This is a genomic window from Pseudomonas sp. NPDC089918, from assembly GCF_050280605.1.
GTDB lineage: Bacteria > Pseudomonadota > Gammaproteobacteria > Pseudomonadales > Pseudomonadaceae > Aquipseudomonas.
In genome coordinates this window covers 37,516-64,131 of sequence record NZ_JBNNVP010000039.1, presented here as the reverse complement: position 1 = coordinate 64,131, position 26,616 = coordinate 37,516, and the positions used below count along the sequence as shown (strand labels likewise).

Genomic DNA, 26,616 nt, shown 5'->3' with positions numbered 1-26,616 from the left:
GTCGTAGTTGTCGACGCCGACGGACACGCTGGCAATGGCTTCCAGGTTCGGCGCCCTGGCCTGGGCCGCTGGCGACAGCCGCACCCGTGGCTTCCTGATCGGCGGCACCGCCGGCCGGACCACGCTGAACGGCGAAGGCCTGCAACACGAAGACGGTCACAGCCACATCCTGGCTGCCACCATCCCGAACTGCCGCACCTACGATCCAACCTACGGCTACGAGCTGGCGGTGATCATTCAGGACGGCATGAAGAAGATGACCGAAGAGCAACAGGACGTCTTCTACTACATCACCGTAATGAACGAATCCTACCAGCAGCCCGCCATGCCGGCCGGTGCCGAAGAAGGCATCAAGAAAGGCATGTACCTGCTCGAGGAAGACACCCGCGAAGCGGCGCATCACGTTCAGCTGATGGGCTCCGGTACCATCCTGCGTGAAGTCCGTGAAGCGGCGAAGATCCTGCGTGAAGAGTTCAACGTCGGCGCCGACGTGTGGAGCGTTACCAGCTTCAACGAACTGCGTCGCGACGGCCTGGCCGTTGAGCGCACCAACCGTCTGCACCCGGGCCAGAAGCCTAAGCTGAGCTATGTGGAAGAGTGCCTGAACGGCCGTAAAGGTCCGGTCATCGCCTCTACCGACTACATGAAGCTGTTCGCTGAGCAAATTCGTCAGTGGGTCCCGTCCAAGGAATTCAAAGTCCTGGGCACCGATGGTTTCGGCCGCAGTGACAGCCGCAAGAAGCTGCGTCACTTCTTCGAAGTCGACCGTCATTTCGTGGTGTTGGCAGCCCTGGAAGCCTTGGCTGACCGTGGTGACATCGAACCTAAAGTGGTGGCTGAAGCCATCGCCAAGTTCGGTATCAACCCGGAAAAACGCAACCCACTGGACTGCTGAGGAGACACTCTGTGAGCGAACTCATTCGCGTACCTGACATCGGCAGCGGTGAAGGTGAAGTAATTGAACTGTTTGTGAAGGTCGGCGACCGTATCGAAGCCGACCAGAGCATCCTGACACTTGAGTCGGACAAGGCGAGCATGGAAGTGCCTGCGCCGAAGGCCGGTATCATCAAGAGCCTGAAAGTGAAGCTGGGCGATCGCCTGAAAGAAGGCGACGAACTGCTGGAACTGGAAGTCGAAGGTGCCGCTGCGCCGGCTCCTGCGGCTGCCGCGGCGCCAGCTGCCAAGGCTGAAGCTGCACCTGCTGCCGCCAAAGCGCCGGCCGCTCCAGCCGCAGCGCCTGCTGCTGCCAGCGTTCAGCAAGTACACGTGCCGGACATCGGTTCGTCGGGCAAGGCCCAGATCATCGAGATCCAGGTCAAGGTCGGCGACACCGTCGAGGCTGATCAGTCTCTGATCACCCTGGAATCCGACAAGGCCAGCATGGAAATTCCATCGCCTGCCGCTGGCGTGGTCAAGGCCATCAGCGTCAAGCTCAACGACGAAGTCGGCACCGGCGACCTGATTCTGGACCTGGAAGTGGCGGGTGCTGCTGCACCGGCCGCGCCAGCCCAGGCTGCTGCGCCTGCTGCCGCTGCTCCAGCGCCAGCCGCTGCGGCTCCGGCGGCTCCGGTTGCCGACACTGTTCAGGACATTCACGTCCCGGACATCGGCTCGTCGGGCAAGGCCAAGATCATCGAAGTGCTGGTCAAGGCTGGCGACACCGTCGTTGCCGACCAGTCGCTGATCACTCTGGAATCCGACAAGGCGAGCATGGAAATTCCATCGCCTGCCGCTGGCGTGGTGGAAAGCGTTTCCATCAAGCTGGATGACGAAGTCGGTACCGGCGACCTGATCCTGAAGCTGAAAGTCAAAGGCGCGGCACCTGCTGCGGCTCCGGCTCCAGCCGCTGCTGCTCCGAGCGCTCCTGCCGCTGCACCTGCTGCTCAGGCTTCGGTCGCACCTGCTGCTGCACCTGCCGCTGCTCCAGCCAAGCCTGGTGCAAAAGTTCACGCCGGCCCTGCCGTGCGTCAACTGGCCCGCGAGTTCGGCGTCGAGCTGAGCGCCGTTGGCGCCAGCGGCCCGCACGGTCGTGTGCTCAAAGAAGACGTGCAGGTTTACGTCAAGGCCATGATGCAGAAGGCCAAGGAAGCACCGGCCGCTGCGGCTGGCGCAACCGGTGGCGCGGGCATCCCGCCGATTCCGGTCGTGGACTTCAGCCGCTTCGGTGAAATCGAAGAAGTGCCGATGACTCGCCTGATGCAAATCGGCGCGTCGAGCCTGCATCGCAGCTGGCTGAACATTCCTCACGTGACTCAGTTCGATTCGGCTGATATCACCGAGCTGGAAGCGTTCCGTATTGCTCAGAAAGCCGTTGCAGAGAAGGCTGGCGTCAAGCTGACCATCCTGCCGCTGCTGCTCAAATCCTGCGCGCACCTGCTCAAGGAACTGCCGGACTTCAACAGTTCGCTGGCGCCAAGCGGCAAGGCGATCATCCGCAAGAAGTACGTGAACATCGGCTTCGCGGTCGACACCCCTGAAGGCCTGCTGGTACCGGTCATCAAGAACGTCGACCAGAAGAGCCTGTTGCAACTGGCAGCCGAAGCCGCTGCGCTGGCCGCCAAAGCCCGCGACAAAAAGCTCACCGCTGACGACATGCAAGGCGCCTGCTTCACCATTTCCAGCCTCGGCCACATTGGCGGCACCGGCTTCACGCCGATCGTCAACGCGCCGGAAGTGGCGATCCTCGGTGTTTCCAAGGCAACCATCCAGCCAGTCTGGGACGGCAAAGCCTTCCAGCCGAAACTGATGCTGCCGCTGTCGCTGTCCTACGATCACCGTGTGATCAACGGCGCCGCTGCTGCACGCTTCACCAAGCGTCTGAGCGACCTGCTGGCGGACATCCGCACCATCCTGCTGTAACACCGGCCGGCCCTCCTTCACCGCAGGGCCGCCGCGTTCGACGTTTTCCGAGCGCCACGCTCGTACCTCAACCCCGCCAATTTGGCGGGGCTTTTTTTGCCCGAAGAAAGCCCTCCTCTGCACCTTATTCCTACATTCATGGCTTACACCGCCTACAACTCGAGTCCACTTCCGCCCGATATTTTTTGCAAGCCAATAACTAGTCTTAGTTAGGAGAATTTCTAATAGAAACTTCGACAACTTAATCTGCTTAGTTAGCATTGCCTCGAATGGACTCGAACATGTTCAAACCGACTGTCGGCCCGATTATTGGCCACACCACAACTAATCACACCCGTATTTTCTTGCGCGGTAATTCACAGAACAACGCCTTGGTATTTGCAGGCATTCGTTATCGACGCGCCGGTGAGGAGCACTGGTCCAAAGGCGTATTTGCAAAACTGACAATCTTGCGCGACATGTCCGAAGTGATTGCCCTCAACGATCTGGCTACCGATACCGCCTATGAATATCAGGCGGGCTGGTTCAGCCCCATGAGCCCGGTGCATACCGTGGAGACGATCCAGGAACTGCCACTGCAATGGCCTCGGGAGATCTACCGCTTTCGCACGCAGTCCAGCAAAACCACCACGCCACGGGCCTATATCGCAGGCTCATGTCGTTACCTGCGAATGACCGCCGGCATTGCGTCGGCCCCGCATTTGGGCGATCGGATCTTTGCCTCGATCACAAGCCTGGCGGAACGCGCCAAGCCGCCGATCAGCGCCATGCTGATGACTGGCGACCAAATCTACGTCGATGACCTGAACCTCGTGGCTCCCGACCGGGAATACAAAGACATCCTCAGCAAATACCGCACCGCTTTTTCTCAGCCGCATATCTCGAAGTTAATGTCCGGCGTGCCGACTTACATGATCCTCGATGACCATGAAATTGAAGACAACTGGCCTGCCAATGAAAGCAAGGCCGATGCTTACTTATACGAAAACGCCATGGCGGCGTATGAGTTATATCAAGCCAGCCACAGCCCTGCTTATGAGTTGCTTGCCAACGGGCAAGTAAGCAAGAAACTGCAACAGTATTGGTATCAATTCTCCGATGGCGATATCGAATGGTTTATCACCGACAGTCGAACCCGACGCAATCTGTCGGCCAGCGACCGGCGCATCCTTGATGAAGAACAGGAACAGGCGCTGCTCAAATGGCTGATCAACAGTACGGCCCGGGTCAAATTCGTGGTCACCAGCGTCATGTTCTACCCCGACCGCAAACTTAACGGCGATGACGCCTGGAAAGCCTTCCCGGAACAACGACTAAGGCTGCTGGAGACGATTCGTACGCACGGCATCAAAAACGTCTTGTTCATTTCCGGCGATGTCCACGGCTCACTGACCAGTCGCCTGACTCACAGCGCCGACCCGGATTTTGAAGTTCACACCATCGTGTCTTCACCGCTGTACAACAGCAAACTGCTGCCGTATGCCAAGGCATCGACCTTCATCCTCGACCAGGCGTTGGCCCGAACGGCCGCGGGAGATTATCGGCATGAGCTGACCAGTGAAGTGGTCAGCCAGGATAACTTCGCGCATCTGGTCGTCGATGCTGGACAGGTCCGCGTCAATTATCACGATCGGGATGGCAAGCAACTGCAGTCGATAACCATAAAATTGCGTTGATTGCGGAAAAGATCGCAGCCTTGCAGGAGCTGCCGAAGGCTGCGATCTTTTGACTCACAACATTACTTTTAGGCCCCTCGCTGGAGAAATCTTCGCGCCTGCCGACATATTCTTATAGCACTTGGCCTTCATGTCTCTTGTCAGTCGGTGTCGCAATGATGCAACCTTGCCGCAGACAACAGTAAAGAGGGCGAGAGCCCGGCGCGATCAGCATATTCGAAGCGAGTTTCCCTCCATATGAAGAGCCAACCCGATGCCGCCAGCCGTATGGTGGCCGAGGTAGTGACGCAGTTGCCAGTGCCCTCGCGGCTCGGCATGCTGCGTTTCGAACGGCTGAATGAACCGAGCTGGGCGCTGCTGTTTCTCGACCCCAATTGCGAACGACAGTTCGGCTTGCCGGCAGTGGAGCTCTGCGCCCTGGTCGGCTCGCCTTACGCCAGCCTGATGGAGCCCGAAGCGCGCTATCAACTGCATGACACGATCCAGCAGCAACTCACCGAAAGCCCGCATTACCTGATCCGCTACACTTTGCACACCGCCGCAGGCGTACTGAGCCTGCTGGAACTGGGCGAAGCTTACAAACAACACAATCGACACCTGCTGCGCGGCTATCTGATGGTAGTGGACGGCCTGTTCATCGATGAGCCGCTGCTGCCGGTACTGGATCTGGAAACCCAGAACTCACGCCTGCAAATCGCCCTTGAACTCAATCAACGCGCCCAGCAGGAACAACTGCAGCACCTGGACCGGGTGCGCGCCCAGCAAGATCTGATTCTGCTGCTGACCCGCCAGCGCTACAGCACCAACAATTCCTTGCAAGAAGCCGCCGAGCTGATCACCCGCAGTGCCTGCGATATCTATGAAATCGACTGCGCCAGCCTGTGGAACCTCGACGGCTCACTACTGACGCCGATTTCAGCCTATCACCGCGCCACCCGCAATCACCGACTGCCGGAGCCGATCGATGCCAGTGGTTTCCCCGATTACCTCGAAGCCTTGCACACCGGCCGTGCCATCGACGCCCACAACGCCATGCGCGACCCGCGCACCCGGGAAATAGCCGAGAGCCTGCGCCCGCGCGACGTCAACGCCATGCTCGACGCCAGCATCCGCGTCGATGGTCAGGTGGTCGGCGTGCTCTGCCTGGAGCAGATCGGTGCGACCCGCGCCTGGCAGTCGGACGAAATCGCCTTTGCCGGCGAGCTGGCCGATCAGTTCGCCCAGGTCATCAACAACCACAACCGCCGCACCGCCACCAGCGCTCTGCACCTGTTCCAACGTGCGGTAGAGCAAAGCGCCAACGCCTTTCTGCTGGTCAATTGCGACGGCGTGGTGGAATACGTCAACCCGAGCTTCACGGCAATCACCCAGTACTCCACCGAGGAAGTCCATGGCCAGCGGCTGTCGGAACTGCCGGCACTGGAAAACCTCAGCGAACTGTTGTTCGACGCGCCGTCGGCGCTGGCCAAGAGCAACAGCTGGCAGGGCGAGTTCAAGAGCCGACGCAAAAACCTCGAACCCTACTGGGGCCAGCTGTCGATTTCCAAGGTCTACGGCGACAACCGTGAGCTGACACACTACATCGGCATCTACGAAGACATCACCCAGACCAAGCTCGCCCAGCAGCGCATCGAGCGCCTGGCTTACACCGACAATCTGACCAACCTCGGCAACCGCCCGGCGTTCATCCGCAACCTTGATGAACGCTTCGCCCGAGACAGCGACACGCCGATCAGCCTGCTGCTGGTGGACATCGACAACTTCAAGCGGATCAACGACAGCCTCGGCCACCAGACCGGCGACAAACTGCTGATCAGCCTGGCGCGACGCTTGCGCAACAGCCTGAGCCCGAGCGGCAGTCTGGCGCGCTTCGCCAGTAACGAATTCGCGGTGCTGCTGGACGATACTGACCTCTCGGCTGGCCAACAGGTCGCCAACCAATTGCTGGCGACCCTCGACAAACCGATGTTCGTCGATAACCAGCTGATCAGCGTCACCGGCTCCGTGGGCCTGGCCTGCGCGCCGCTGCACGGCCGTGATCCCCAGACGCTGATGCGCAACGCCGGCCTGGCGCTGCACAAGGCCAAGGCCAACGGCAAACATCAGGTACAAGTGTTCACCGAAGCGCTGAATGCCGAGGCCAGCTACAAGCTGTTCGTCGAGAACAACCTGCGCCGCGCCCTGACCCAGAACGAGCTGGACGTGTTCTACCAGCCCAAGCTGTGCCTGCGCAGCGGTCGCTTGCTGGGCATGGAAGCGCTGCTGCGCTGGAACCATCCGGAAAAAGGCATGATCCGCCCGGACCAGTTCATCAGCGTTGCCGAAGAAACCGGGCTGATCATCCCGATCGGCAAATGGATCGCCCGCCAGGCCTGCCGCATGAGCAAAGACCTGACCGCCGCCGGCCTCGGCAACCTGCAAGTGGCGATCAACCTGTCGCCCAAACAGTTCTCCGACCCGGACCTGGTAGCGTCCATCGCCAACATCCTCAAGGAAGAAGAGCTGCCGGCGAACCTGCTGGAGCTGGAACTGACCGAAGGCCTGCTGCTGGAAGCCACCGAAGACACCCACTTGCAGCTCGATCAGCTCAAGCGTCTGGGCCTGACCCTGGCCATGGACGACTTCGGCACCGGTTACTCGTCGCTCAGTTACTTGAAAAAATTCCCGATCGACATCATCAAGATCGATCGAAGCTTCATCCACGAAATCCCGGACAACCAGGACGACATGGAAATCACCTCCGCGGTGATCGCCATGGCCCACAACCTGAAACTCAAGGTCGTGGCTGAAGGCATCGAGACGGCCGAGCAGCTTGCGTTCTTGCGACGCCACCGTTGCGACGTCGGTCAGGGCTACCTGTTCGACCGACCGATACCGGGTTCCGAGCTGATCGAAAAGCTCAAACGTTACCCGCGCGGCCCAATCGCCTGAATAAGTCTGAATGCTCTTTCTGCCTGGACACAAAACCCTGTGGGAGCGGGCTTGCTCGCGAAAGCGGTGTGACAGTCGACATCATTGTTGCCTGACACACCGCCTTCGCGAGCAAGCCCGCTCCCACAGGGGTAGTGATTAACTTGGCATCATTGGGCACACTGGCGGTCTGTTTATTTACATCTCAACCTGACTGAGAGGACTGATCATGGTCTTGCGCTCGGAAATCCTGGTGAACAAAAACGTGCTCCCGACTAAAGAACAAGCTCTGCCCGGCCGCGAAACCCCAATGACCGTGCCGGAAAAACACTTCGTCCACGACGCCCCGCTGCTGGGCCCGTTCGCGATGGACGTGGATTTCGCAATCTTCGGCCTGGGCTGCTTCTGGGGCGCGGAGCGCAAGTTCTGGCAGCGCGAAGGCGTGGTCAGCACGGCGGTGGGTTACGCCGGCGGCTTTACCCCGAACCCGACGTATGAAGAAGTCTGCTCGGGCCTGACCGGCCACAGCGAAGTGGTACTAGTGGTCTACGAGCCGGCAAAAGTCAGCTATGAAGAATTGCTGAAGATGTTCTGGGAGCTGCACAACCCGACCCAGGGCATGCGCCAGGGCAATGACATCGGCACCCAGTACCGCTCGGTGATCTATGCCACCAACCCGGCACAATTGGCCGCCGCCAAGCACAGCGAGCAAGTGTTCCAGGCCGAGCTGACCAAGGCTGGCAAAGGCACCATCACCACCGAAATCGAAGAAGCGCCGACGTTCTACTTCGCCGAGGCGTATCACCAGCAGTACCTGGCCAAGAACCCTGAAGGGTATTGCGGGATTGGCGGTACAGGCGTGACCTGCCCGATCTGACGCCGTACTGATCGTTCCCACGCTCTGCGTGGGAATGCCTCAATGGACGCTCTGCGTCCGCTTCGGCAGGGACGCGGAGCGTCCCGGGCTGCATTCCCACGCAGAGCGTGGGAACGATCAACTCATGCAATTGATTAACTCTCGGCGATCAACCAATCCATCTGCCACCCACCCTGGGTCTGCCCAAGCTTCTTGGACAACCACGGCAGCAACTCACGCAATTCCTCTTCCAGCCCCCATGGCGGATTGGCAATCGCCAACCCCGAACCATTCAGGCTATTGGGCGTATCCAGCGGATGCACCAACAACTCCACCCGCAACAACTTCGGTGCGCCCGTACCGGCCAAGTCCTGATAGAACCGCCGCAACATGCGCTGATCCTTCACCGGGTACCAGATCGCCGCCACCGTCTGGCGCATCCGGCCAATCGCTTCTTTCAACGACGCCGCACAACGCTGCATCTCATCGAGTTGCTCGAACGGCGGATCAATCAACATCACCGCCCGCTTCTCCTGCACCGGCAACATCGCCCGCGGCACATGCCAGCCTTCCCCCAAGTGCACCTTCACCCGACGATCACCCGCCATGTTGTCCTTGAGCAGCAAGCCGTCTTCAGGGTGCTTCTCGTTGAGCATCACCCGATCCTGCGGCCGCGTCAGCCGTCGCGCCAACTCCGGCGAACCCGGGTAATAGCGCAACTGGCCATCCGGGTTCATGTCGTGCAACACCTTCATGTAATCGGCAGTCAGCGCCGGCAAATCCGGCTGATCCCACAACCGCGCGATCCCTTCCAGGTACTCACCGGTACGGCTCGCCTGATCGCCCTGCAGGTCATACAGACCAATACCGGCGTGAGTGTCGAGATAGGCAAACGGCTGCTCCTTGCGCGACATCAAGGCGATGAGGCGGGTCAAAGTCAGGTGTTTGAACACATCGGCGTGATTGCCGGCATGGAAGGCGTGACGATAATTCATGATTGCTCCTGCGAAGGCCGGGAAGTTTACCTTGTACGGGGCCGAACGTCAGGGGTTCACGGCTAAGCGGGCATTCTCCACGGTGATCGCCCTTCTGCTGATCGTTCCCACGCTCTGCGTGGGAATGCCTCAAGGGACGCTCCGCGTTCCAGCCACGCAATCGAATTCGCGCCTGACACCGAGGTGACGCAGAGCGTCACGGGCTGCATTCCCACGCAGAGCGTGGGAACGATCTTTCAGCAGCCTTACTCCGAAGGCCGAGCCCGCAACCGCCGCCCAATCACATCCAGCACATCACACCCATCTCGCAACGGAATGGCACACAGCAACGCAAAATCACTGAGAATGAACGACTCACACTCAACCGAACCGCGCATCGACATGTTCTCAAGCACCTGCGTAACGGCGCGAATTCGATAGTTGGCAGCGTCGTATAAAACATCGAGCGGCGCGTGGGTATCGACGAACAGGGTGGGCATGTCGTTGCAGTTGCCGGTCAATGCCATGAAGCGGTTTTCGGGATGAGGGATTATTTTTTCGTAAGGTGGATCGGGGTGAAGACTTTTCATTTTTTTAGACCTTGGTGATTGAGTTAAATGCTACCAACGGCCTTTCCTACGGGCTTGGGTGGCAGCCGTACGCGGGAGTAGGAAACTGAGCAACTCACCAAACTCAGCCACGCCGAAGCGTGCCCCGCGCACAGCCGCCGCGAACGATGTTACGGACACAAGTTAAGTGCCGCAATCAAACGACAGCGCTGATGCGCGGTGAGTTGTCCCGGGTTCCTACACCCTGCCGCTGCATTTGCAGCGACAGCCAAAGACTATCCATGGATCTCACTTCGCACCAGTTCATGGAAACCGATACGTTTTGAAGGAAACTTCCGACGACCTTGCCCAGAAATTTCGCGATCGATGTAGCTCTCTCACCAAGCTGATTGGTCTTCGAGACTAGCCTTGTGAAGATTGGAAAAAAATGGGACAGATCTACTTATTTTCATATCTACGACTTATCTGAGCATTAGCTTCCTTCACCAAGTCGCTCGATCTTCCTGGCTGGCTTTGAGCAAGTCATCTTTCCAAACCTCCTGCGCCAGCATATAGACATGCTGAAGAAAACCACGAGGATCCTTTAATTCGTACCATTCACCCCGAGCCCAGCTCGCAGCCTCGTCCTCGTCAATATCGAACAAGCCCTGAAAGTCATAGCTTTCGTCGTTCAGCTTATCTGCCAGAGACTCCATCAAAACGAGCTTATGCCGATAGGTCAAATACCCTAAGTTAAGACCGTACTTCCTGATCAGCTCAGCTCTATCGTCCTTATCATTAGGATCATAAACTTCAAGTTCTGCCCCCAGCGTCTCTTCACGATCATAAACACAAAAAACCCCAATAAACCACATTAAGTCGGGCCGAAATTCCTCATCTAAAAAAGGGTCTCGCAACATCATTTCTTCTCCGAAGGAAAACCTGTATAGGGCCGAGTCACATCATCCTTATCAAACTTAACTTCAAACCAATTCAGATCCTCATTTAACTTAGGATTACTTTGATCTATTCTATTTGGCCTATACCCACGACCAGCGCCAGGAAGCTCCATCCTTACAATCGGGTCTCTGTTGTGATCTGTACCCGTATGGGGGCTCAGCCCCAACCTCTCTCTAGTTAATGCCTTATTCAATGCATTGAAATGAACCCTCCAGCTACTGAACTGAGAGCTTAAATTCCCCCTCGCTCCATTCGGGATCCTCCCAGTATTAGGGTCCGCTCCGTTAATGGCTCGCTGTTTTAGTGCGGTATCCGATATTTCTGAACTGTGCTTTTTGACGGTATGCATGTCGTATTTATCCTCCATTGCCATAACCCGTCCCTTGGCGTTCGCCTCAGCCAGCTCATCAATCCGCGCCCGCCGCTGATCACCCGTCAGCTTCGGTAACGGCGGCTCACCCTCATCAACCCTAGCGCCAGTCGTATCATCCGGCGCCTTACACCCTGGCTTATTCGGCGGCGGACAATTCCCGCTCAACCCCAACGGATCAACCCACCCCGTCGGATTCGGCGTGTACTGATATTGGTTTAACCCACCCGCCAACTTAATCGGATCCGGCGTCAGATACCGCCCTACGTCCGGATCATAGTACCGATGCCGGTTGTAATGCAGGCCACTCTCAGCATCAAAGTACTGCCCCTGGAAGCGCAGCGGCTGATCGAGTTGCTCGCCCCCACCGAACGCCAGGTGCGTGACTTTGCCGTAGGCGTTGTACTTCACCGACCACACGATCTCGCCACCATAATCCGTCAGTTCCTGCGGCGTACCGAGGTGATCGAGTTGGTAGTAAAACGGGCAGGCCTTTTTCGGACCTTTGCCGTCGAGCATGGCCAGTGGACGAAAGCTGCCGGGTTCGTAGACATAGCTGCGGTAATGCTCTTTGCTGCTTTCAGCGACGAGGTTGTCGCCCTGCCAGAAGAACTCGGTGGTCTTGCCCTCGACGGTTTTGGCGATGCGGCGGCCGAAGGCGTCGTAGCGGTAGCTTGAGCAACGACCGTCCGGGGTAGTGACACCGATTAGGCGGTGCTGGCAGTCGTAGCGATATTCGGTGACGAGTTTCTGCGCGGTGCCGCGGCGTTCGCGGATCAGATTGCCGAAGGCGTCGTAGTCGTAATGGCGGTCGCCTTGCATCAGCAGGCGATTGCCCTTGATGGTTGCCGCGCCGGGGCGGTCCTGCATCAGCAGGTTGCCCGCCGGGTCGTGGGCGAAGCTTTCTGGTGGGTCGTCGCGGGTGTGGCGGACGCGGGTCAGGCGGTTGAGGGCGTCATAAAGGTAGGTGCGCTGGCCGTGGCGGGTGTCGGCGATGTGGTCGAGGTTTCCGTTGGCGCTGTAGGCATAATCGCGGCGATACAGCGGTTGTTGCTGTTGGCTGACGGAATGAGCCTTCAGACGTCCTTGTTCATCGTAGGCATGTTCGCTGAGCAGCAGACCTTGTTGGCGCTGTTGCTCACGACCGAATTGGAATTGGTGAGCGGTGAGCCGCGCGCCGTTGAGGTCGATGGCCGTCAGCGCACCGCCCTTGGCGTGGTGGTAGTCGAGTTTGCTGTTGTCCGGCAGGCGCAGGCGTTTGAGTTGGCCGCAGGCGTCGTAGCTGTAGCGCAAGGTGCCCCAGCCCTGGTGCTCAGAGATCAACCGGTCCTGGTTGTCGTACTCGAACTCCAGTGGATGGTCGTGGCCATCATCGACGGAAACCAATCGGCCAAGGCTGTCGTAGCGATACTCGACTTTGAAGCCGTCGGGCAGGGTTTTGGCCAACAGGCGCCCGGCCGAATCCCGCTCGTAACTGGTAACCAGTTTCGAGCCGTCATCACCGAACTCGGTTTTCTCCAGCAGTTGTCCGTTCAGGTCATAGGCATACGCCGTGCGTTGGCCGTCAAAGCCGGTTTCCTGTCGGATCAATCCATTGGCGGTGTAGTCCAGCTGATATTTTTCGCCGGATTCGTTTTCAATTTCTGTCAGCAGAAGCTGCGGGTTGTCGTAGCGGTACTTGAGCTGCGTGCCGTCGGGATTGATCCGGCGGCTGACCAGGTGCAGGTCGTCGGCGTATTCGTAGCGGGTGATGCGGCCGAGTTCATCCTGTTCGGCAGTGACTTGGCCGTAGGCGTTGTAACTGAACGCGCGGGTGGCGCCTGTAGGAAGTGTCGTCTGGATCAGTCGGCCAACGGCGTCCCACTGGTAACGGGTGACGGCACCGTATTCGTCCTGGCTGGTAATCCGCCGGCCCATGACGTCGTAGGAAAACTGTCGCCGACCACCCTGCGGCAAGGTTTCTTCGACCAATTGCCCCAAACCATTCCAGACAAACACATGCCGACCGGTGTCCGGGCAGCGGATCGACAGCAATCGCCCCTGGGCGTCGTAGTGGTAATGGGTGACTTGGCCGTCCGGGTCGACGGCCTCGGTGACATCGCCTTGGGCATTGCGCCGATAGGTCCATACCGCCTCGCCGCGATACCGCGCATGCAGGAAACCGTTGCGGTACTCGTAGGCCGTTGGCTCGTCTTCCGGCGGAATCAGCGCCACCAGGCGTCCGACTTCGTCATAGCGATATTCGGTAACAGCGCCTAGCGGGCCCTGCTCGGCAATCAGCCGGCCGTTGTCATCGTAGGCCTTGAGGTGTTCGCCACCGTCCAGCTCAACCTTGCGCACCAGTCGTGCCCGATCGTCGTGGACGTAAACCTCTTCGCTGCCATCGATGTTTTGAACGGTGACACTGCCCTCGTCATCCCAGACATAACGCGTGTCCATCTGCGAAAACGACGCCCAATGCCGGACGCATCGCGCAGCCTTTCCGGACTTTTCCCACTCCCAAAAGAAACTCGCCCCACCGGTCAGTTGCCGCTGCAGGATGACGTGCTGGTCGTCGTAGTCGTAGCGCTCGCTTTCGCCGGCCGCGTTGGTGGCGGCGATCAGCCGGCCGCGCTCGTCGTAGTCGTAACTGACCAGCGTCTGCTCGGAGTGCCAGGCGTCATCGAGGGTCTCGGCCGGGCGGAATTGCTGGTAATCGACGGCGATCAAATGGCTGCGCACGTAGCGCAACAGCAGAGCGCGACCGGCGCCATTGTCGAGGCGTTTGATCCGGCCCTGGTGGTCGCGGGTGATGCGCAGACGGTTGTCGTACCCGTCGCTGATCGCTGTCAGAAAACCGTTATAAAAGTGGTAGAAACGGGTTTCTTCGCCGGCTTGGGCGAGGATCAGTTCCTCGGGGTCAGCACCGAGATAAATCGCCGCGCGCGAGAGGCTGTTGTGGATCGCCGGGCGCTCAATGGATGGCAGCGGGAAGGTGGTGCGGCGGTTTTCGTGGTCGATCCAGATGACCGTGTCGTCGTCGATTTCCAGGCGATGGGATAACGAATGGCTCCAGCCGAAGCCGAGGCCGTCATCGATCTCGGCGACGCTGGTCCGGTAGAGCCGGGTGAAGTCGAACGGCAGGATGCCGTCCAACGAACCGTCGGCGAGGGTCAGCAGTTCTTCGCCGCTGACCATCGATACCGGGCATTTGTTGGTCGCGGTTTTATCCGCGGAGTCGGCGCTGTCGCCGTTGGGGTTGGTGGCCTGCTTCGACGCGTCGTCGTGGGGTTCGTCTTTTTTCAGCGCTGTGTTCTTGCGGCCATTCCAACGCAGTTGCATACGACCCTTTTTCAGTCCCGCTGCAACACCGCGCGCGGCGACTTTCTTATAGCGGTCGACGTACTCCATGAAGTTGTTGATGATCGCGACCATCGACTTCACGAAGCCCATTACGGCCTGAAAAATCTGCGCGCTGTACTTGGCCAGGCGTACCGTCAACCAAGCAATGCCAACCCCGACAACACTCAGTACCAAGCCAATCAACAAGTCGATGACCAAGCCGACCACGACCTTGGAAATGGCTTCAGCCGAGGCCCCGGCAAGTTGCGAAGGTGGCAACGCTTCGAGCCATAGCACTGCGGTGCGCATCAGCAAACACAGCGCCGCCTCGTCACTGGCCAGCAACATGGCCTTTTCCATTTTTTCTGGGGCAGTGACGGCCAGATTGGCGAGTTGAGCAGCACTTTCACCGAGCTTTTCGGCAAAGGCGTTGGGGTCTTTCAGGATGTCGGTGAGTTCACCAATACCATCCCAAACAGCCTGAATCGCAGCCCAACCTCCCGCGAGCACTCCATTACCCACTGCTGCCAACGAAGCTGATGCCGATTGCTGCGACCATTGCTGTTTGAACCCCGCCCACTCCTTGCGTAGCCAGCCTTCCAGCTCTGTGGTCAGGCCGTCGTATGAGGAGAAAAGATCATTGATTTGAGTTGGGGTAACTTCACTTTGAACATGAACGCGATAGAACTTGCCGGGCAAGCCTTCGAACTGTCCTTTACCGTTTTCATCGAGCGTCACAGGCGTCGACTTACCGCCATCCTGGGCAATCACATCGACCTGAATATTCCCCAGCGGAATGTCATAAACCGATTCAAACTTGCTCTCGATTTCCAGAATTCCGCTGTCTGGACATTGCGCAACGCTGGAGAAGAAATCGTCATCGCGACTACTGAGCGACTTGCTGGTATTTCCCAGCTTGATCTTGCGCTCCATGTCCATCAGCGACGGCATATCCGTAGCCCGGCTAACCCTGTCCGCATTCCTGCTCAAGAAGCTGCCAAGTTGCTGGCGATACAAACTCAAGGTGTCTTTGAAACCGTCGAGCTCCTGCTCGATCCGTACGATCTGATCCATCAGTCCAGCTCCGTCATCAGGTAATCCACCAAGGCTGATTTCGGTGCTTGAGGCAGGTCCGGCGTCTCAAGAAGGCTCGCAACTTTGTGCCGCAATACACTTTCGGAAAACGCCTCATAAAGATCAGGGCGGTCCTCGCTCAACCACTTCAGCAAGTTGTTGATGCGGGTTGTGGCGGACTGCGCAGCGAGCTGATCCAGCAGTGACGGGGGGACTTTCCACCATGGAATAGCCTGGGAATTTTTTAGCGCGCGACCACCGATTTCGAGCGCCCGACCATTGATCAGGCAACGCCCGATCACGGGCATCAGCTCAGCGGCTCGCACCTCGGCAGACCGAAGAATCGACAACAAATAACGCCCATCCCAGAAACGGAAAAACACCGCGTTGCCGTTGGGCAAAAAAACTTGAGTGAGGCTGCGCAAATGCTCGACCAGCGCTTCTTGAGAAGCAGAAGAAACTGCCAGCCAACCCCAATCGCGGGACTCGGTCGTAGCAACCCACTCCAGAAACTCACTGCCAACAGCGACGATTCCGACATAGGGCATCACCGCTTCCCACTCGGCATACGCGGTGTCGGCCCAGATCGGGCTCGGCGCTTGAGCGGTGATCGAGCGTTGCCAGGCTTTGAACGGTTCAGCAGCACTGGCACTGCTGAAAATCGCGAACAGTTGCTCCGACGGTTTCAGTGGCTGGCGCTCCAGCCAGGCGCGAGGTGACAAGGCATCAGGCGGCACAGACACCGTCCTTACAGCGCTCACACTCTTCACAAAATGGCGCGTCACTTTGCAAGCTAAGGATCTGTGCAGCACTGAGCAGCGCCGCCGGGGCCGCTGCTAGTTTCAACGGCACATCCGGCAAGTTCGGCGCAGAAGCCATGGCCGCCATCGGTGCGCCACCGACCTGAATCGGCACACTGCTGAAAATCCCGCCGGGGCCGATGTTGATCCACTGCCCGCCCGCCTGAATGGTCGCGCTGGCGCCGCCATCGATGACCACTTGCTGGCCGGCGCTGACGTGGAATTGCTGGCTGGCGTTGAGGGCCTGACTGGTCACGCGAATGTGCCGGTCGCCGATCACCACCAGGTGATCGTCCTGTCGCACTTCGGTCTGGCGCTGACCGTGGGTGATGCGTTTTTCGTCAGCCTTGAGCTCATGGCGGGCGGTGCCGGTGACGACGATGCTGCGCTGGTTGTCGACCTGCACCTGCTGATCATTCAGTACGTGCTGAGTCCAGTTTCGCTGGGCGCGCAGGTAGATTTCCTCGCCGCCCTTGCGATCCTCGATGCGCAATTCGTTGTAACCACCGCCACCGGGACTACTTTGGCTACGGAAAATGCTGCGGGTCTTGTCCGCCGGCAGATCGAGCGGCACCGGGGTCGCGGCGTTGGGCAGGCACCCCATGACCAGCGGCTTGTCGGCATCGGCGTCGACGAACCCCACCAGCACTTCCATACCGACGCGCGGAATCATCACGCTGCCGTAGCGGTCGTGCGCCCAGCCAGTCGCGACACGCAGCCAGCAACTGGAATGCTCGTTGAGCTGACCGTCACGATCCCAGGCAAGTTGAACCTTGACTCGACCGTACTCGTCGCAATGGATTTCGCTGTCAGTCGGGCCGGTGACAACGGCAGGTTGATAGCCGAGCATGCGTGGCTTTTCCGGCCCCAGCGCGGGGCGAAAAGCAACGTCCCACGGCGTCGCCAGAAAGGTATTGCGATAGCCCTGGAAATCATCCGGGCTGTCGCCGGTGGCCGACTCTTCCAGCACTTGCGGCTGCCGACCACGGTGTTCGATTTCGGTGATCAACCACAGATCGTTCCATCCCTGACGGGGATGTTCGGCGAGGTGTAGGAAATGCCCGCTGACCAACGCCGATTCATCACCGCGACCTTCTGCCTGGCGGTAGTCCGCCGCGTGGCGTTCCAAGGCCCGTTGCGCCAGATGCTTGCCGTGTTCGCGGTCGGTGAATTGACCAGGGAAGTGGTAGTCCTCCAGCACCGGTCGCTGCTCGCTGTCGAGGCGGCTTTCGAGTTGCAAACGCGGTTTGCGGAAGTCGTAGTCCCGGCGAGTGACCGCTGTGGTCCGGGTTTCCAGGCGCACGTTGAACCGCTTGATCGCTGGCGCATCCGCTGCCATCCCGCTGCCTGGCAAGTACAGCGTCGGCTCGGGCAACCGGGGGAAAACCGTTTGGTCATCACCGAACACCAACAGGTGCCCGTCGGCGCTGTGCTGGAAATGGTAGTGAATGCCGACTTCGGCACACAGACGCTGAATGAATGCCAGATCGCTTTCGGCGTACTGAACGCAGTACTCGCGCTCAGGGTAGTCGCTGCCGAGCCGGAACTCGAAGGCATCGCGCTGGATGCCGTGGTCTTTGAGGATTTGCGTGACGATGGTCGGCACGCTTTTGTGCTGGAAAATCCGCTGATTAATACGCTGGCCGAGGTACGCCAGACGCGGTACGAGACTGATTTGATAGCCCGTCAGACGTTGGCCGGAATCGCTCTGGCCTACGCGAAAAATCTGACCGTGAATACCGGAACCTTGCGCATCGAAACTCAGAAACGCCTGACGGTGCAACAGGCTTTCGAGGTCAATGTCGGGCCGTTCGCTGACCAGTTCCAGGTCAAATCGATAGGGTTGGCTGATGGCTTCCTTGCCCGTGAACTCAAGTACCTTGAGCTCATTCTGGACGCCGTCGAGGGTCAACGTGAAACGCGGTTGATTGGCAGGCGCGAACATCCGATGTGTCTCTGCAGAATGAAGGCGGGCGATTCTGCATGAGCGACAAGGGGTGTTGACGGAGGGACAAGGAAATCAGATTTCCCCTACTTTTTATGAAGACTCCCCCTTCATAAAACAGAATTTTTGACTACATACATTCCCTTCAGAAGCACCATATCCCCTGTGGGAGCGAGCCTGCTCGCGATAGCGTCGGGTCAGTCGACATCAATGTTGAATGATCAACCGCCATCGCGAGCAGGCTCGCTCCCACAGGGGATCTTCGATACCTCAGGTCGGCGCCAACCCCAAAAAAAACGGCCCGCCTCCAAAAGGAAGCGGACCGCTTTCATGTTCAGCGAAAAGGTCAGAGCATCAGCTCATCCCCATCACTTGTTCAGGCGGAAATCTGCCTCGGCAGCCGCAAAGCGCTGAAGCATGCCGTGAGTCGGCGTGCCCAGCCTGCTGACGATGTAGATCGCCAGGCTGGCGAAGATGAAACCAGGGATGATTTCGTACAGGCCCAGCAGTTCGAAGTGTTTCCAGACGATCACGGTGATCGCGCCGACCAGGATGCCGGCCAGTGCGCCGTTGCGGGTCATGTCTTTCCAGATCACGGAGATCAGGACAACCGGACCGAACGCAGCACCGAAACCAGCCCAGGCGTAGCTGACCAGACCCAGTACACGGTTTTCCGGGTTAGCCGCCATCGCGATGGCAATCAGGGCAACCAGCAGCACCATGGCGCGACCGACCCAGACCAGTTCAACCTGGGAAGCGCTTTTACGCAGGAAGGTTTTGTAGAAGTCTTCGGTCAGGGCGCTCGAGCACACCAGCAGCTGGCAGCTCAGCGTACTCATTACCGCCGCCAGAATGGCCGACAGCAGTACACCGGCAACCCACGGGTTGAACAGGATTTTTGCCAGTTCGATGAATACACGCTCGTGGTTTTCACTCACTGGCATCGCCACGGCAGGGTTTGCCGAGAAGTAAGCGATACCGAAGAAACCTACAGCGACCGTGCCGCCCAGGCACAGGATCATCCAAGTCATGGAGATGCGACGAGCGTTAGCGATCGACTTGACCGAATCCGCCGCCATGAAACGCGCCAGGATGTGCGGCTGGCCGAAATAGCCCAGACCCCAGCCCATCAGCGAGATGATGCCGATGAAAGTGGTGTTTTTAAGCATGTCGAAGTTGCTTGGATCTTGTGCTTCGATCGCCAGGAACGTGGTGTCGATGCCGCCAGTCGCCAGCAGCACGATGATCGGCGTCAGCAGCAGGGCGAAGATCATCAACGTGGCTTGTACGGTGTCCGTCCAGCTCACTGCCAGGAAACCACCGACGAAGGTGTAGGCAATCGTCGCCGCGGCACCGGCCCACAGCGCTGTCTCGTAGGACATGCCGAAGGTACTTTCGAACAGACGGGCGCCGGCCACGATGCCGGAAGCGCAGTAGATGGTGAAGAACACCAGGATCACGACCGCAGAGATGATCCGCAGCAGGCCGCTTTTATCTTCAAAACGGCTGGAGAAGTAATCCGGCAGGGTCAGTGCATCGCCGTTGTGCTCGGTCTGCACACGCAGACGGCCGGCAACGAACAGCCAGTTCAGGTAAGCACCGACGATCAGGCCGATGGCGATCCAGCTTTCGGAAAGACCGGACATGTAGATAGCGCCCGGCAGACCCATCAACAACCAGCCGCTCATGTCGGAAGCACCGGCAGAGAGTGCGGTCACGACGCTGCCCAAGCTACGACCACCCAGAATGTAGTCAGAAAGGTTGTTGGTGGAGCGATAGGCCATGAAGCCGATCAGCACCATTGCTGCGATGTAGATCACGAACGTGATCAGGGTTGGATTGCTTACGCTCATTGAGTTACGCCCTGGCATTGTTTTTATGTAGCAGCGGCTGGTGAACCGCTCGCAAACGACGACGTTTGACGGACGATTCGGGGTCCCGCGCATTTATGACTGATGTTTCCCCAGGAAAGCCATCAGCCGGCACACCGATCTTTTTGACCGGTTGCACCTTGGCCGCGAATGCTATTCAACAAAGCAAATAAGGTGCAACCAGTTTCGTGCGAATAAGTTGCACCTAGTCGGATTTTCCTGAAAAGGGTCGGTTTTTGCTCCTTTTCAGGGCGTTTTCCGGGTTGCGCTAGAAGTAAAAGCACCAAGCAGGCGCGGGAGGGATGTACCAGAATCAGTTTCCTGACGAGCTGCTTATTATTCCGACAAAAAAAGGGTTGCACCCGGTTGCACCTCGACCGACGCACAGCTAATCTTGCCGCCAGCTGATGCCACGCGGTCGTGGCAAACATGAGGATAAAAATATGGCTACCACCACTCTTGGGGTCAAACTTGACGACCCGACCCGCGAACGCCTCAAGGCCGCCGCGACCTCGATTGATCGCACGCCGCACTGGCTGATCAAGCAGGCAATTTTCAATTACCTGGAAAAACTCGAGGGTGGTGCAACCCTGTCCGAGCTGAACGGTTTGAACGGCAAGGAAGTTGACGAAGCGGGCGAGATTCATGTCGATCACGCGCATCAGTGCTTCCTGGAATTCGCTGAAAGCATCCTGCCGCAATCGGTGCTGCGCGCCTCTATCACTGCCGCCTACCGTCGCCCGGAACCTGAAGTGGTGCCGATGCTGATCGAGCAGGCGCGCCTACCGGCCCCAATGGCCGAAGCCACTAACAAGCTCGCCGCCTCGATTGCCGAAAAACTGCGCAATCAGAAAAGCGCCGGCGGCCGTGCCGGGATTGTTCAGGGCCTGTTGCAGGAATTTTCCCTGTCGTCCCAGGAAGGCGTGGCGCTGATGTGCCTGGCCGAAGCGCTGCTGCGCATCCCGGACAAAGGCACCCGTGACGCGCTGATCCGCGACAAGATCAGCACCGGCAACTGGCAGCCGCACTTGGGCAACAGTCCGTCGCTGTTCGTCAATGCCGCCACTTGGGGCTTGCTGCTGACCGGCAAACTGGTCGCCACCCACAACGAAGCGGGCCTGACGTCGTCCCTGAGCCGCATCATCGGCAAGAGCGGCGAGCCGATGATCCGCAAGGGCGTCGACATGGCCATGCGCCTGATGGGCGAGCAGTTCGTCACCGGCGAAACCATTGCCGAAGCCCTGGCCAACGCCAGCAAGTTCGAAGCCAAAGGCTTCCGCTATTCCTACGACATGCTGGGTGAAGCTGCACTCACCGAGCATGACGCCCAGAAATACCTGGCCTCGTACGAACAAGCCATTCACTCGATCGGCAAAGCCTCCCACGGTCGTGGGATTTATGAAGGCCCGGGCATTTCGATCAAACTGTCCGCACTGCACCCGCGTTACAGCCGCGCCCAGTACGAGCGCGTGATGGAAGAGCTGTACCCGCGCCTGCTTTCGCTGACCCTGCTAGCCAAGCAATACGACATCGGCCTGAACATCGACGCCGAAGAAGCCGACCGCCTCGAGCTATCGCTGGATCTGCTGGAGCGCCTGTGTTTCGAGCCGCAACTGACCGGCTGGAACGGCATCGGTTTCGTGATCCAGGCGTACCAGAAGCGTTGCCCGTATGTGATTGACTACGTGATCGACCTGGCTCGCCGCAGCCGTCATCGCCTGATGATCCGTCTGGTGAAAGGCGCGTACTGGGACAGCGAAATCAAGCGCGCTCAGGTCGAAGGCCTGGAAGGCTATCCGGTCTACACCCGCAAGGTGTACACCGACGTTTCCTACATCGCCTGCGCCCGCAAGTTGCTGTCGGTGCCGGAAGTCATCTACCCGCAATTCGCCACGCACAACGCCCACACTCTGTCGGCCATCTACCACATCGCCGGCCAGAACTATTACCCCGGTCAGTACGAGTTCCAGTGCCTGCACGGCATGGGTGAACCGCTGTACGAACAGGTTGTAGGCAAAGTTTCCGAAGGCAAGCTGAACCGTCCGTGCCGCGTGTACGCACCGGTCGGTACTCACGAAACACTGCTGGCGTACCTGGTGCGTCGTCTGCTGGAAAACGGTGCGAACACTTCGTTCGTCAACCGCATCGCCGACCAGTCCATTTCGATTCAGGAGCTGGTGGCCGATCCAGTGGCCAGCATCGAGCAGATGGCTACGCTGGAAGGTGGCTTCGGCCTGCCGCACCCGCGTATCCCGCTGCCGCGTGACCTGTATGGTGCCGAGCGCGCCAACTCCAGCGGCATCGACATGGCCAACGAACATCGTCTGGCTTCCTTGTCCTGCGCCCTGCTGGCCACCGCTCATAACAACTGGAAAGCGGCGCCGATGCTCGGTTGCGCGTCCAGCAGCGAAACCCCTGCGCCAGTCCTGAACCCGTCGGATCTGCGTGACGTGGTGGGTCACGTGCAGGAAGCCACCGTCGAAGACGTCGACAACGCGATCCAGTGCGCCCTGAACGCTGCACCGATCTGGCAGGCCACCCCGCCGGCCGAGCGCGCCGCGATCCTGGAACGTGCCGCCGATTTGATGGAAGGCGAGATCCAGCCGCTGATGGGCCTGCTGGCTCGCGAAGCCGGCAAGACCTTCGCCAACGCCATCGCCGAAGTGCGTGAAGCCGTGGACTTCCTGCGTTATTACGCGGTGCAGGCGCGCAACGATTTCACCAACGACGCCCACCGTCCATTGGGTCCGGTGGTGTGCATCAGTCCGTGGAACTTCCCGCTGGCAATCTTCAGTGGTCAGGTCGCTGCTGCCCTGGCCGCCGGCAACCCGGTACTGGCCAAGCCTGCGGAACAAACCCCGCTGGTGGCCGCTCAAGCCGTGCGTTTGCTGATCGAAGCCGGGATTCCGGAAGGCGTGCTGCAATTGCTGCCGGGCCGTGGCGAAACCGTCGGCGCCCGTCTGGTCGGCGACGATCGGGTAAAAGGCGTGATGTTCACTGGTTCCACCGAAGTCGCGCGTCTGCTGCAACGCAACGTCGCCGGTCGCCTGGATGCTCAGGGTCGTCCGATTCCGCTGATCGCCGAAACCGGTGGCCAGAACGCAATGATCGTCGACTCCTCGGCATTGACTGAACAAGTCGTGATCGACGTCGTATCGTCGGCCTTCGACAGTGCTGGTCAACGTTGCTCGGCGCTGCGGGTACTGTGCCTGCAGGAAGATTCCGCCGACCGTGTCATCGAAATGCTCAAAGGTGCCATGGCTGAATGCCGTCTTGGTAACCCTGAGCGCCTGTCCGTGGACATCGGCCCGGTGATCGACGCCGAAGCCAAGGCCGGCATCGAGAAGCACATCCAGGCCATGCGCGACAAAGGTCGCAACGTGTACCAGGTGGCCATCGCCAACAGCGAAGAAGTCAAACGCGGCACCTTCGTGATGCCGACCCTTATCGAGCTGGAAAGCTTCGACGAACTGCAACGGGAGATCTTCGGCCCGGTGCTGCACGTGGTTCGCTACAAGCGCAAAGAGATCGATCAACTGATCGGCCAGATCAACGCTTCCGGCTACGGTCTGACCCTGGGCGTGCACACGCGCATCGACGAAACCATCGCCAAGGTGATCGACAACGTCAACGCCGGTAACGTCTACGTGAACCGCAACATCGTCGGTGCTGTGGTTGGCGTGCAACCGTTCGGCGGTGAAGGCCTGTCGGGTACTGGCCCGAAAGCCGGCGGCCCGCTGTACCTGTACCGTCTGCTGTCGACGCGTCCTACCGATGCAATCGAACAATCCTTCGCTCGCGGCGATGCGATCGCTGCACCGGACGTCCGCCTGCGTGATGCCATGAGCAAACCGCTGACTGCGCTGAAAGCCTGGGCCGACAGCAACAAGTTCGCTGACTTGAGCACCCTGTGCGTACAGTTCGCGGCGCAATCGCAAAGCGGGATCACCCGTGTTCTGGCGGGCCCGACCGGTGAGCGCAACAGCTATGCCATCCTGCCGCGTGAACACGTGCTGTGCCTGGCCGACGTCGAAGGCGATCTACTGACCCAACTGGCGGCGGTATTAGCCGTGGGCGGCTCGGCGGTATGGCCGGACGCTGAACCGGGCAAGGCCCTGTTCGCACGCCTGCCGAAAGAAATTCAGGCGCGGATCAAGCGGGTTGCCGACTGGACCAAAGACGAAGTGGTGGTTGATGCGGTTCTGCATCATGGCCATTCCGATCAGTTGCGTGCGGTCTGCCAGCAAGTGGCCAAGCGTGCCGGAGCGATTGTCGGGGTTCATGGTTTGTCGCAGGGTGAGACCAACATTGCGTTGGAGCGCCTGGTGATCGAGCGTGCGTTGAGCGTCAACACTGCTGCGGCGGGTGGTAACGCCAGCCTGATGACTATCGGCTAAACCCTCCTCGTGATCGTTCCCACGCTCTGCGTGGGAATGCCTCCTGTGACGCTCTGCGTCACGCCGTTTGGGGACGCGGAGCGTCCTGGGCTGCATTCCCACGCGGAGCGTGGGAACGATCATGACCGTCCTCCCCAGCTTTATCCTTCCCTCTCGTTCTGCCTCTCCATCACGCTCATCAATCATCCTGTTCACCCCGCCCTTCCCACCTCTAGACTCGGTCCATTCCAAAAAAAGGTAGGCCGCCATGTCCGAGACGTTGCTCAGTTCCCGCAATCTGGCTTTTGAGCTGTATGAAGTCCTCGATGCCGAGGGCCTGACCCAGCGTGAGCGGTTCGCCGAGCACAACCGCGAGACCTTCGATGCGGCTATCGGCACCGCCCGCAGCATCGCCGAGAAGTTCTTCGCCCCGCACAACCGCAAGGGCGACGAGAACGAACCGCGCTATGAGGACGGTCAGGCAATTCTGATTCCAGAAGTGAAACCGGCGGTGGATGCGTTCCTCGAAGCCGGTTTCCTCAACGCCGCGCGCAGTTTCGACGCCGGCGGCATGCAACTTCCTACACTGTTGTCCCAAGCGTGCTTTGCGCACTTTCAGTCGGCCAACGCGGCGTCGACCTCTTACCCGTTCCTGACCATGGGCGCGGCGAACCTGATTGAAAGCTTCGGCACCGATGAGCAGAAGCAGCGCTTCCTGCAACCAATGATCGACGGTCGTTTCTTCGGCACCATGGCGCTGACCGAACCCCATGCCGGCTCGTCGCTGTCAGATATTCGTACCCGCGCGGAGCCTGCGTCCGACGGCACCTATCGACTAAAGGGCAACAAGATCTTCATCTCCGGCGGCGATCACCCTCTGTCGGAAAACATCGTGCACATGGTGCTGGCCAAACTGCCGGACGCACCGGCCGGGGTGAAGGGCATTTCGCTGTTTATCGTGCCCAAGTTCCTGGTCAACGATGACGGCAGCCTGGGCAAACGCAACGACGTGTTGCTGGCCGGCTTGTTCCACAAGATGGGCTGGCGCGGCACCACGTCTACCGCGCTGAACTTCGGCGACAACGGCGAATGTGTCGGCTATCTGGTGGGCAAGCCGCACCACGGTTTGAGCTACATGTTCCAGATGATGAATGAGGCGCGGATCGGCGTCGGCATGGGCGCGGTGATGCTGGGTTACGCCGGTTACCTGTATTCCCTGGAATACGCCCGCGAGCGGCCGCAAGGTCGAGTGCCGGATAGCAAGGATCCGACCACCGCACCGGTGGCAATCATTCAGCATGCCGACGTCAAACGCATGCTGTTGACCCAGAAGGCTTACGTCGAAGGTTCGTTCGACCTTGGGCTGTACGCGGCGCGACTGTTCGATGACACCACCACGCTTGAGACTGAAGCCGAACGTAAACAAGCCCATGAGCTGCTGGATTTGCTCACGCCGATCGTCAAATCCTGGCCGTCGGAGTTCTGCCTGAAGGCCAACGAGCTGGCGATCCAGATTCTCGGCGGCCACGGTTACACCCGTGAGTACCCGGTGGAGCAGTATTACCGCGACAACCGTCTGAACCCGATTCATGAAGGGACTCACGGTATTCAGTCGCTGGACTTGCTGGGGCGCAAACTCGCGCAGAACGGGGGCGCGGGGCTCAAGCAATTGATCCGTCTGATTGCCGATACCGCCGGGCGCGCGCAGGCGTATGAATCGCTGACGCCGCTGCGTGAGCCGTTGGAGAAACTGGTGGCACGCCTGCAAACCGTGACCATTGGCTTGCTGACCGATCTGGCCCAAGGCAAGGTCAATAGCAGCCTGGCGAACTCGGCGCTGTACCTGAAAGTGTTCGGGCATACGGTGATTGGCTGGCGCTGGCTGGAACAGGCGATTCGTGCCGAGGAAGGGTTGGCCAAGGGCAATACGGCGGATGTGAGCTTCTATAAAGGCAAGCTGCAGGCGGCGCGGTATTTCCTGACGTGGGAAGTGCCGGGTTGCCACCATGAACTGGCGATTCTTGAGGCGCGGGATGATGTGTGCCTGGGCATGCAGGATGAGTGGTTCTGACACCC

The 26,616-nt window shown here is 59.3% G+C and carries 13 protein-coding genes and 1 pseudogene; 7 read left to right on the top strand and 7 right to left on the bottom strand.

What is annotated here, in order from left to right; genetic code table 11:
* Positions 1–43: 43 nt before the first annotated feature.
* The 5 genes and pseudogenes from ACQKPC_RS23635 to msrA all read left to right on the top strand — a co-directional run.
* Positions 44–895 (top strand): annotated as a pseudogene (locus ACQKPC_RS23635) (transketolase-like TK C-terminal-containing protein); the annotation flags it as partial.
* An 11-nt stretch (positions 896–906) separates the two neighbouring features.
* Positions 907–2,859: a dihydrolipoyllysine-residue acetyltransferase gene (gene aceF / locus ACQKPC_RS23630; RefSeq protein WP_427626675.1), complete on the top strand. Its 1,953-nt coding sequence runs from the start codon at positions 907–909 to the stop codon at positions 2,857–2,859.
* A gap of 281 nt (positions 2,860–3,140) precedes the next feature.
* The gene (locus ACQKPC_RS23625) at positions 3,141–4,535 is read left to right on the top strand and encodes an alkaline phosphatase D family protein (protein ID WP_427626673.1); all 1,395 of its coding nucleotides are present in this window, start codon (positions 3,141–3,143) and stop codon (positions 4,533–4,535) included.
* A 237-nt stretch (positions 4,536–4,772) separates the two neighbouring features.
* Positions 4,773–7,466: a sensor domain-containing phosphodiesterase gene (locus tag ACQKPC_RS23620; protein ID WP_427626671.1), complete on the top strand. Its 2,694-nt coding sequence runs from the start codon at positions 4,773–4,775 to the stop codon at positions 7,464–7,466.
* 208 nt (positions 7,467–7,674) lie between these two features.
* The gene (msrA, locus tag ACQKPC_RS23615) at positions 7,675–8,322 is read left to right on the top strand and encodes a peptide-methionine (S)-S-oxide reductase MsrA (protein ID WP_007903246.1); all 648 of its coding nucleotides are present in this window, start codon (positions 7,675–7,677) and stop codon (positions 8,320–8,322) included.
* Positions 8,323–8,456: 134 nt separating this feature from the next.
* Here msrA and ACQKPC_RS23610 read toward each other — a convergent pair whose 3' ends face one another.
* The 7 genes from ACQKPC_RS23610 to putP form a co-directional block, all read right to left on the bottom strand.
* The gene (locus ACQKPC_RS23610; protein WP_123500052.1) at positions 8,457–9,296 is read right to left on the bottom strand and encodes a 23S rRNA (adenine(2030)-N(6))-methyltransferase RlmJ; all 840 of its coding nucleotides are present in this window, start codon (positions 9,294–9,296) and stop codon (positions 8,457–8,459) included.
* A 245-nt stretch (positions 9,297–9,541) separates the two neighbouring features.
* Positions 9,542–9,865 carry a hypothetical protein gene (locus ACQKPC_RS23605; RefSeq protein WP_427626668.1) on the bottom strand — a complete coding sequence of 108 codons (324 nt, stop codon included), beginning with the start codon at positions 9,863–9,865 and terminating at the stop codon, positions 9,542–9,544.
* A gap of 461 nt (positions 9,866–10,326) precedes the next feature.
* The gene (locus ACQKPC_RS23600; protein WP_427626666.1) at positions 10,327–10,746 is read right to left on the bottom strand and encodes a hypothetical protein; all 420 of its coding nucleotides are present in this window, start codon (positions 10,744–10,746) and stop codon (positions 10,327–10,329) included.
* Positions 10,743–15,548 (bottom strand): RHS repeat-associated core domain-containing protein, encoded by a 4,806-nt coding sequence (locus tag ACQKPC_RS23595; protein ID WP_427626664.1) that lies wholly within the window; start codon positions 15,546–15,548, stop codon positions 10,743–10,745. The genes ACQKPC_RS23600 and ACQKPC_RS23595 overlap by 4 nt, the downstream gene beginning before the upstream one ends.
* Positions 15,548–16,285 carry a DUF4123 domain-containing protein gene (locus tag ACQKPC_RS23590; RefSeq protein WP_427626662.1) on the bottom strand — a complete coding sequence of 246 codons (738 nt, stop codon included), beginning with the start codon at positions 16,283–16,285 and terminating at the stop codon, positions 15,548–15,550. The genes ACQKPC_RS23595 and ACQKPC_RS23590 overlap by 1 nt, the downstream gene beginning before the upstream one ends.
* Positions 16,275–18,293, bottom strand: coding sequence for a type VI secretion system tip protein VgrG (locus tag ACQKPC_RS23585; protein ID WP_427626660.1), 2,019 nt, complete (start codon positions 18,291–18,293; stop codon positions 16,275–16,277). Before ACQKPC_RS23585 ends, ACQKPC_RS23590 begins: the two co-directional genes overlap by 11 nt.
* A 368-nt stretch (positions 18,294–18,661) precedes the next feature.
* Positions 18,662–20,146 carry a sodium/proline symporter PutP gene (gene putP / locus ACQKPC_RS23580; RefSeq protein WP_427626658.1) on the bottom strand — a complete coding sequence of 495 codons (1,485 nt, stop codon included), beginning with the start codon at positions 20,144–20,146 and terminating at the stop codon, positions 18,662–18,664.
* Positions 20,147–20,607: 461 nt separating this feature from the next.
* Between putP and putA the strand changes: the two genes are divergently transcribed.
* Together putA and ACQKPC_RS23570 are read left to right on the top strand one after the other, a co-directional pair.
* Positions 20,608–24,561 (top strand): trifunctional transcriptional regulator/proline dehydrogenase/L-glutamate gamma-semialdehyde dehydrogenase, encoded by a 3,954-nt coding sequence (gene putA, locus ACQKPC_RS23575; RefSeq protein WP_427626656.1) that lies wholly within the window; start codon positions 20,608–20,610, stop codon positions 24,559–24,561.
* Positions 24,562–24,808: 247 nt separating this feature from the next.
* Entirely contained in the window at positions 24,809–26,611 is a 1,803-nt protein-coding gene (locus ACQKPC_RS23570; RefSeq protein ID WP_427626654.1) for an acyl-CoA dehydrogenase, read from the top strand.
* Positions 26,612–26,616: the final 5 nt, after the last annotated feature.